The 9,443-nt window shown below is 75.0% G+C and carries 1 protein-coding gene; it reads right to left on the bottom strand.

Features of this window, described 5'->3' with window-relative positions:
* Positions 1 to 9,348: type I polyketide synthase (locus tag LADH09A_RS10030; protein ID WP_372492254.1), on the bottom strand; the 9,348-nt coding region annotated here is incomplete at its 3' end.
* Positions 9,349 to 9,443 lie beyond the last annotated feature (95 nt).

The following is a 9,443-nucleotide window of genomic DNA, read 5'->3' as shown; positions in this document are numbered from 1 at the left end:
GGCGACGATCTCACCGATCGAGTGCCCCACCAGGTAGTCCGGGGTGACCCCGAACGACTCGACCAGCCGGAACAACGCGACCTCGACCGCGAACAACGCGGTCTGCGTGTAGACCGTCTGGTCCAGCTCGGCGCCCTCGGCGATCACCTCGCGCAACGGGCGGTCCAGGTGAACGTCCAGCTCGGCGCAGGCCGCGTCGAACGCGTCGGCGAACACCGGGAACGACGACGCCAAGCCCAGACCCATGCCGGGTCGCTGTGACCCCTGGCCGGAGAAGACGAAGGCCAGACCTCCCGCTCGTACGCCATCGGTGTGCACGCCGGTGTGGTCGCGGCCCGCCGCCAGCTCGCGCAGCGCGCCCACCACGTCGCCTCCGCTGGTGAGCAGCACCGCGCGGTGGGCGAACGCGGCCCGGGCGGTGGCCAGCGTCCAGCCGGTGTCGCGCAGCGAGGGTGCGCCCGGCTCGGTCAGCCGGTCCGCGAGGCGTCCCGCCTGGGCGCGCAGCGCCTCGACCGACTGCCCACTGAGCACCAGCGGCACGACCCCGGACGGCTCACCGTCGGCGATCGGAGACGTGTCGGACGGCGCCGCGGCGGCGACCGGCGCCTCCAGGATCACGTGGGCGTTCGTGCCGCTGATGCCGAACGACGACACGGCGGCCCGGCGCGGCAGCTCCGCCGGCCACGGTTGGGGCGCGTCCAGCAGTCGCAGCGGGCTGTCCGCCCAGTCGACGTGCGGGCTCGGGGTCCCGGCGTGCAGGGTGCGCGGCAGCACCTCGTGCCGCATCGCCTCGACCATCTTGATGATCCCGGCGACACCGGCCGCCGCCTGGGTGTGCCCCAGGTTCGACTTGACCGAGCCCAGCCACAAGGGCCGCTGCGCCGGGCGGTCCGGGCCGTAGGTCGCCCCCAACGCGTGCGCCTCGATCGGGTCGCCCAGCGGGGTGCCGGTGCCGTGTGCCTCCACCACGTCGATGTCACCGGGCGTCAGGGCGGCGTCGGCCAGCGCGGCCCGGATCACCCGCTGCTGGGCCGGGCCGTTCGGGGCGGTCAGGCCGTTCGACGCGCCGTCCTGGTTGACCGCGGTGCCACGGACCACCGCGAGGACCGGGTGGCCGTGCCGTTGCGCGTCGGAGAGACGCTCGACCAGCAGCATTCCGACGCCCTCCGCGGAGCCGAAGCCATCGGCGTCGGCGGAGAAGGGCTTGCAGCGGCCGTCCGGGGCGAGACCACGCTGGCGGCTGAACTCCACGAACATGTGCGGGGTGGACATGATGGCGACGCCACCGGCCAGTGCCAGGTCGCACTCGCCGGCCCGCAGGGCCCGCACGGCCAGGTGCAGCGCGACCAGCGACGACGAGCAGGCGGTGTCCACGGTGACGGCCGGTCCGTCGAGGCCGAAGGCGTACGCGATCCGGCCGGACGCGACGCTCGCGGTGCTGCCGGTGAGCAGGTAGCCCTCCAGGTCGGCGGGCGCCTGCCGGACCCGGGACGCGTAGTCCTGGTAGGTGAGGCCGACGTAGACGCCCGCGTGCTGGCCGCGCAGCGACCCGGGGTCGATGCCGGCCCGCTCGAACGCCTCCCACGAGGTCTCCAGCAGGAGCCGCTGCTGCGGGTCCATGGCCAGGGCCTCGCGCGGCGAGATGCCGAACGGGGTCGGGTCGAAGTCGGCGACGTCGTAGAGGAACCCGCCGTGCCGGGTGGTCGAGGTGCCCGGGTGGTCCGGGTCCGGGTGGTAGAGGCGGGCGAGGTCCCATCCACGGTCGGCGGGGAAGCCGCCGATCGCGTCACCGCCGTCGCCCAGCAGACGCCACAGGTCGGCCGGCGAGTTGACGTTCCCGGGGTAGCGGCACGCCATCGCCACGATCGCGATGGGCTCGTCGGGTCCCCGTACCGTGGCGGGGTCGTCGGCGGGCCGGGCCGGCAGCGTGCCGGTCAGCTCGTCGTGCAGGTGCGCCGCGAGCACGGCCGGGGTGGGGTGGTCGAAGACCAGGGTGGTCGACAGGCGCAGGCCGGTGACGGTACGCAGGCGGTTGCGCAGCTCGACACCGGCGAGCGAGTCGAAACCCAGCTCGCGGAACGGGCGGTTCGGGTCGACCGCGTCCGGGCCGGTGTGGCCGAGCACGAGCGCCGCCTGCTCGCGCACCAGGCCGATCAGGGCCCGCTCGCGGGCCGCCTCGGGCAGCGCGGCGAGTGCGGTGGCCAGGCTCTCGGCGGGGCCGGCGGCGGCGAGGGGGCCGGACGCGGCGACCGCGCCGGCACCGATGGCGCGCTGCACCTCCGGCAGGTCCTCGATCAGTGGGCGGCGACGCCCGGCGGTGAGCGCGAGGGCGAGGCGGTCCCAGTCGAGGTCGGCGACGGTGAGGGTGGTGGCGTCGTCGTCCAGGGCCTGTTGCAGGGCGGCGAGCGCGATCTGCGGGTCCATCGGGGTGATGCCGTGGCGCTGCATGAGGTCGCCGACAGCGGCGTCGGCGGCCATGCCACCGCCGGCCCACGGACCCCAGGCGATGGAGGTGGCGGCCAGGCCGTCGGCGCGGCGCTGCTCCGCCAGGGCGTCGAGGTACGCGTTGCCGGGCGCGTAGTTGCCCTGCCCCGGGATGCCGATGCTCGCCGCGATCGAGGAGAAGAGGACGAACGCGCTGAGGTCCCGGTCCCGGGTCAGCTCGTCGAGGTTTCGGGCGGCGGCCACCTTCGCGGCCAGCACCCGGTCGACCTGGTCGGTGGTGAGGGTGTCAATGGTGCCGTCGTCGAGCAGCCCGGCGGCGTGTACGACAGCGCGCACCGGGTGCGCGGCGAGCACCGCCGCGAGGGCGTCGCGGTCGCCGGCGTCGCAGGCCACCACCGAGGCGGTGGCACCGAGTTCGGCCAGTTCGGTGACCAGGTCGGCGGCGCCGGGCGCGTCCGGGCCGCGCCGGCTGAGCAGGATCAGGTGCGGCGCGCCGCGTTCGGCGAGCCAGCGGGCGACCGTGGCGCCGAGGGCGCCCGTGCCACCGGTGACGAGCACCGGACCGTCCGGGCGCAGGCCGCCGGCCACCCGGGCCGGGCGGGGGGCGTGCCCGAGCCGGCGCAGGTAGCGACCGTCGACCCGGATGGCCACCTGGTCCTCGCCGTCCTCGCCGGTGACCGCGGTGAGCAACCGCTCGGCGGCCCGCTCGTCAAGGTCGGTGGGCAGGTCGACCAGGCCGCCCCAGCGCTCGGCGTGCTCTAGGGCGACGATCCGGCCGAGGCCCCAGATCAGGGCCTGCTCCGGGTTGTCGACCCGGTCCGCGGGCCCGGTGTCGACGCCACCTCGGGTGACCAGCCAGAGCGGGGCGTCGGCGCCGGCGTCACCGAGCGCCTGGGTGAGGGTCAGGGTGCGGCGCAGGCCCTCGCCGAGGGGCCCTTCCGCGAAGGCAAGCAGGGAGAGGACGCCGTCGGCGCGGACCGCGAGCCGCTCGGCGAGGGTGGCCCGGTCGGCGTCGGCTGCCACGACGACCACGTCGAGGGTGAGCCCGGCGTCGCCGAGGGCCTGCAGGACGGCGGTGGTCGTGGGGTCGTAGCCGGCGACGGCGACGATCCAGTGCCCGTCGGCGGCAACGGTGGAGTCCGGCTGCGGCTTCCACTCGACAACGTAGCGCCAACCGGCGGCACCGGCGCGGATCCGCTGCTCGCGCCGCCAGGCGGCCAGCACCGGCACGATCTCGTCCAGGGTGCCCGGCGCCAGGGCCAGGTCGGCGGCGAGCGCGGCGGCGTCCCCGCGCTCCACGGTGGCCCAGAACGGGTCGTTGGCCGGGTCGTCGGCGCTGCCCGGCACGGCCGGGTGGTGCCAGAAGTGCTCCCGCTCGAAGGAGTAGGTCGGCAGGGCCACCAACGAGCCGTCCGGGGTCAGGTCCGTCCAGTCGACCGCGAGCCCCCGGGCGTACGCCTCGGCCAGCGCGACCCGGAAGCGGGCCGGACCGCCGTCGTGGCGTCGCAACGTCCGCAGCACGGCGGCGTCCACTCCGGCCTGCTCGGCCGAGTCCTGCACGGCGGCGACGAGCACCGGGTGCGGGCTGGCCTCGACGAAGGCCCGGTACCCGTCGGACAGCAGCACGTCGACCGTCTCGGCGAAGCGCACCGGCCGGCGCAGGTTCGTGTACCAGTAGTCGGCGCCCAGCTCCGTGGTGTCCAACCGGGAGCCGTAGACCGTGGAGTAGAACGGGATCTCGGCGACCCGCGGTTCGACCCCGGCGAGCGCGTCCAGCAGGTCCTCGCGGATCGCCTCGACGTGGGCCGAGTGCGAGGCGTAGTCGACCTTGATGCGCTTCGCCTCGATGCCGGCGGCGGCCAGCACCGGTTCGAGGTCGTCCAGCTCGGCGGGCTCCCCGGCCACCACCACGGCGGTCGGTCCGTTGACGGCGGCCATGCTGATCCGACCACCCCAGCGGGCCAGGATCGGCTCCACGGTGGCGGCGGACGCCTGCACCGCGACCATTCCGCCCCGCCCGGCCAGCGCGACGATGGCCTGGCTGCGGCGGGCCGCGATCCGGGCGGCGTCGTCCAGGGTGAGGGCCCCGGCGATGTGCGCGGCGGCGACCTCGCCCTGGCTGTGCCCGATCACCGCGGCCGGTCGGACGCCCGCGGCCTGCCAGAGCCGGGCCAGCGAGACCATCACCGCCCACAACGCGGGCTGGACCACGTCGACCCGGTCCAGCGACGGCGCGTCGTCGCCGCCGCGCAGCGCGGCCAGCAAATCCCAACCGGTGTACGGGCGCAGCGCCTCCCCGCAGGCCGTCAGGTGGTCACGGAACACCGGCTCGGCGTCGGCCAGCTCGACCGCCATGCCCAGCCACTGGGAGCCCTGTCCCGGAAAGACGAACGCGACCCGGCCCGGCTCGGCCGGGTGCGCGGTGACGACGTTTCCCGCCGCCCGGTCGTCGGCCAGGGCGGCCAGGGCGTCGCGCAGGTCGTCCGGACCGTCGGCGAGGACGACCGCGCGGTGCGCGAACCGGCTCCGGGTGACGTTCAGGGTGTACGCGATGTCGGCGAGGCGGGTGTCGCCCTCCCCGATCCGGTCGCGCAGGCGGGCGGCCTGGCGTCGCAGAGCCTGCGGGGTACGCGCGGACACCAGCACCGGCACCGTGCGCCGCACCTCGGGACGGGCCGGGACGTCAGCAACGGGTGCCTCTTCGAGCACCAGGGCGGCAACGGGTGCCTCTTCGAGCACCAGGTGGGCGTTGGTGCCGCTGATGCCGAAGGAGGAGACGCCGGCCCGCCGGGGTTGCGCGCAGCGTCGCCAGTCGCGGGGTTCGGTGAGCAGTTGGACGCTGCCGGCGGACCAGTCGACGTGCGGTGACGGCTCGTCGGCGTGCAGGGTGCGGGGCAGCACCTCGGCCCGCAGCGCGAGGATCATCTTGATCACGCCACCGACACCGGCGGCGGCCTGGGTGTGGCCGATGTTGGACTTCAGCGAGCCCAGCCACAGCGGGGCGTCCCCGTCCCGGTCGGCGCCGTAGGTCGCGATCAGCGCCTGCGCCTCGATCGGGTCGCCGAGGGTGGTGCCGGTGCCGTGCGCCTCGACCACGTCGACGTCGGCGGGGGTGAGCCCGGCGTCGGCGAGGGCGGCCCGGATGACGCGTTGCTGGGCCGGGCCGCTCGGGGCGGAGAGTCCGTTGGACGCGCCGTCCTGGTTGACCGCGCTGCCCCGGATGACGGCGAGGACCCGGTGGCCGTTCGCCTGCGCGTCGCTGAGCCGTTCCAGCACCAGCACGCCGACGCCCTCGCCCCAACCGGTGCCGTCGGCGCCCGCGCCGAAGGCCTTGCACCGGCCGTCGCCGGCGAGGCCCCGCTGGCGGCTGAACTCGACGAACATGCCGGGGCCCGCCATCACCGTGGCACCGCCGGCCAGGGCCAGTTCGCACTCACCCCGGCGCAGCGACTGGGCGGCCAGGTGCAGGGCGACCAGCGACGACGAGCAGGCGGTGTCGACGGTCAGCGCCGGGCCTTCGAGGCCGAGCACGTACGAGATGCGGCCGGAGGCGACGCTCATCGTGCTACCGGTCAGCACGTAGCCGTCGAGACCGTCGGCGGGTTCGGCGAGGCGTGCGCCGTACTCGTGGGAGGTGGCCCCCACGAAGACACCGGTGCGGCTGCCGCGCAGCGCGCCCGGCACGATGCCGGCCCGCTCCACCGCCTCCCAGGACGCCTGCAACAGCAGTCGCTGCTGCGGGTCCATGGCCAGCGCCTCACGCGGCGAGATGCCGAAGAAGCCCGGGTCGAACTCGGCGGCGTCGTGCAGGAATCCACCGGAGCGGGTGTAGCTGGTGCCCGGGTGGCCGGGGTTCGGGTGGTAGAGGGCGGTCAGGTCCCAACCCCGGTCGGTGGGGAAACCGGTGATGGCGTCACCGCCGCCGGACACCAGGTGCCACAGCTCGTCGGGCTCGGTGATGCCGCCGGGATAACGGCAGGCCATGGCGACGACGGCGATCGGCTCGTCGGCGCTCGCCCGTCCCGGCTGCGCGGCGGCCGGGGGCCGGGCGTCGTCCGACACGGTGTGCAGCCACCGGGCGAGCGTCACCGGGTCGGGGCTGTCGTAGAGCAGCGTGGCCGGCAGCGTCAGGTCGAGGGCGGCGCCGAGCCGGTCGCGCAGTTCGACGGCGGTCAGCGAGTCGAACCCGAGCTGCTTGAAGGAGTGGGTGGGGTCGAGGGCGAAGGGGTCCGGGTGGCCGAGGACGGCGGCGGCGTGCGCCCGTACCAGATCGAGGAGGTCGTCCTCGGAGCGCGCGGCGCTGGGCGCCGCCGGTAGCACGGCGGCGTCGGCGGACAGCCAGTAGGACTCCCGCTGGAAGGCGTACGTGGGCAGCGGGACGCGGGTCCCCCCGGTCAGCGCCGGCGTCCAGTCGACGGGGACACCGCGGCCGTGCAGCTGGGCCAGGGCGGCGACGAAGGTCTCCGCCTGCGGGCGGTCCGGGCGCTGGGCCGGGACGAACACACCGGCCGGGACGCAGTGGGCGCCCATGGCGCTGAGCACACCGTCCGGGCCGATCTCGACGAACGTGGTGACGCCTTCGCCCTCCAGGGTCGCGAGGCCGTCGGCGAACCGGACCGCCTCCCGCACGTGCCGCACCCAGTAGGCCGCGTCCTGCGTGTCGGCGATCCGCCCCGTCACGTTGGAGACGATCGGGATACGCGGCGCCGCGTACGTCAGCGTGTCGGCGACCGCGCCGAAGGCGGCGAGCATCGGCTCCATCAGCGCCGAGTGGAAGGCGTGGCTGACCCGCAGCTGCCGGGTCTTCTCGAACCTCGCCGCGACCGCCGCGACCGGGTCGGCGGCGCCGGACAGCACCACGGACCGGGGGCCGTTGACGGCCGCGATGTCCACGCCGTCGGTGAGGTACGGCGTCACGTCGTCCTCGGACGCCTGCACCGCGACCATCACGCCACCGGCCGGCAGCTCCTGCATCAGCCGGCCGCGGGCGGTGACCAGCTTCGCCGCGTCCGGCAGGGACAGCACCCCGGCCACCTGAGCGGCGGCGATCTCCCCGATCGAGTGCCCGACCAGGTAGTCCGGGGTGACCCCGAACGACTCGACGAGACGGAACAACGCCACCTCGACGGCGAACAGGGCGGCCTGGGTGTAGACGGTCCGGTCCAGCTCCGTCCCCTCCGCGACGACCTCGCGCAGCGGGCGGTCCAGGTGCACGTCGAGCGCGGCGCAGGTGGCGTCGAGGGCCGCCGCGAACACCGGGTAGGTGTCCGCGAGGTCGAGGCCCATCCCGACCCGCTGGGAGCCCTGACCGGCGAACAGGAAAGCCACCCGGCCGTCACCGACCCTCTGCACCGGCGACCCGCCGTCGGCCAGCGCGGCCAGCCGCTCCTTCAGGGCGCTCAGGTCCGCGCCGACCACGGCCGCCCGGTGGTCGAAGTCGCTCCGGTGCCGGGCCAGGGAGTACGCCACGTCCACCGGCCGCGCGTCCTGGGCGACCGCGTCGCGCAACTGGGCGGCCTGCGCCCGCACCGCGGCCGGGGTACGCCCCGACAGCAGCCACGCCACCGGCCCACGGGCCGCCGGGCCGGCCACCGGGCCGGTAACGGGCGGCCAGGCCGGCGCCGAGGACAGCACCACGTGACAGTTCGTGCCGCCCATGCCGAACGAACTCACCCCGGCGACCAGCGGCCGGTCCGTCTCCGGCCACGCGCCGTGCGTCGTACGCACCCGTAACCGCAGCTCGTCGAACGGGATCAGCGGGTTCGGTGTGGCGAAGTTCAGGCTCGGTGGCAGCTCCCGGTGATGCAGCGCCAGGACGGTCTTGAGCAGGCCGACCACACCCGCCGCGCCCTCCAGGTGCCCGACGTTCGTCTTCGCCGACCCGACCAGCAACGGGTGCCGCCGGCCGGACGCCACGCCGAGGACCGCACCGAGCGCATCGGCCTCCACCGGGTCACCGACCCGGGTGCCGGTGCCGTGCAGCTCCACGTACTGGACCACGGACGGGTCCACCCCGGCCTGCTGGTACGCCTCACGCAGCACGTCGGTCTGACCGTCGCTGGTGGGCGTGGTGAGGCTGTCGCCGCCACCGTCGTTGTTGACCGCGCTGCCGCGTACCACGCCGTAGATCTGGTCGCCGTCGGTGAGCGCGTCGGTGAGCAGCTTGAGGGTGAGCACCACACCGCCCTCGCCGCGGACGTAGCCGTTGGCCCGGGCGTCGAAGGTGTAGCAGCGGCCGTCGGGCGACAGGCCACCGAACGCGGCGGCGGTGAGGGTGCTCTCCGGGACCAGGTTGAGGCTGACGCCGCCGGCCAGGGCGACCTTGCAGCGCCCGTCGCGCAGGCTCTCCGCGGCCAGGTGGACGGCGACCAGCGAGGAGGCCTGGGCCGCGTCCACGGTGAGGCTGGGGCCGCGCAGCCCGAGCACGTAGGACAGTCGGTTGGCGATGATGCCCCGGTTGGTGCCGGTGAGGGTCCACGGGGTGATGCCGTCGGCACCGAGGCCGCGCAGCAGGGTGGCGTAGTCGTCCCCGATCGCGCCGACGAAGACACCGGCCCGCGTGCCGGCGAGGGCGTCCGGGACGATGCCCGCATCCTCCAGGGCCTCCCAGCCCAGCTCCAGCATGAGGCGCTGCTGCGGGTCCATCGTGGCCGCCTCGCGCGGGGCGATGCCGAAGAAGCCGGGGTCGAAGCCGTCGACACGGTCCAGGAAACCGCCGCGCGGACGATCCGCGGCGCTCCCCCAACGGTGCGCCGGTGCCTCGGTGACGGCGTCGCGGCCGTCCGCCAGCAGGCGCCAGAACGCGGCCGGATCGTCCGCTCCGGGCAACCGGCACGCGATACCCACAATGGCGACGCCGTCAAATTCCGCATTTCCATCGGTGAATGCTGATTCGCTCTTCATGACGATCCGCGGCCCCCACTCGTCCACACGACCCGATGGCGCGTTCGGTTCGGACGGTAATGAGCGTCAGAGGAGGCCGGACACCCCTAAGCGAT

The sequence above is a fragment of the Micromonospora cabrerizensis genome, assembly GCF_022230955.1.
In the GTDB taxonomy this organism is placed as follows: Bacteria; Actinomycetota; Actinomycetes; order Mycobacteriales; family Micromonosporaceae; genus Micromonospora; species Micromonospora cabrerizensis.
The sequence above is the reverse complement of the archived record's forward strand: the minus strand, read 5'-3'. Positions and strand labels throughout refer to the sequence as shown.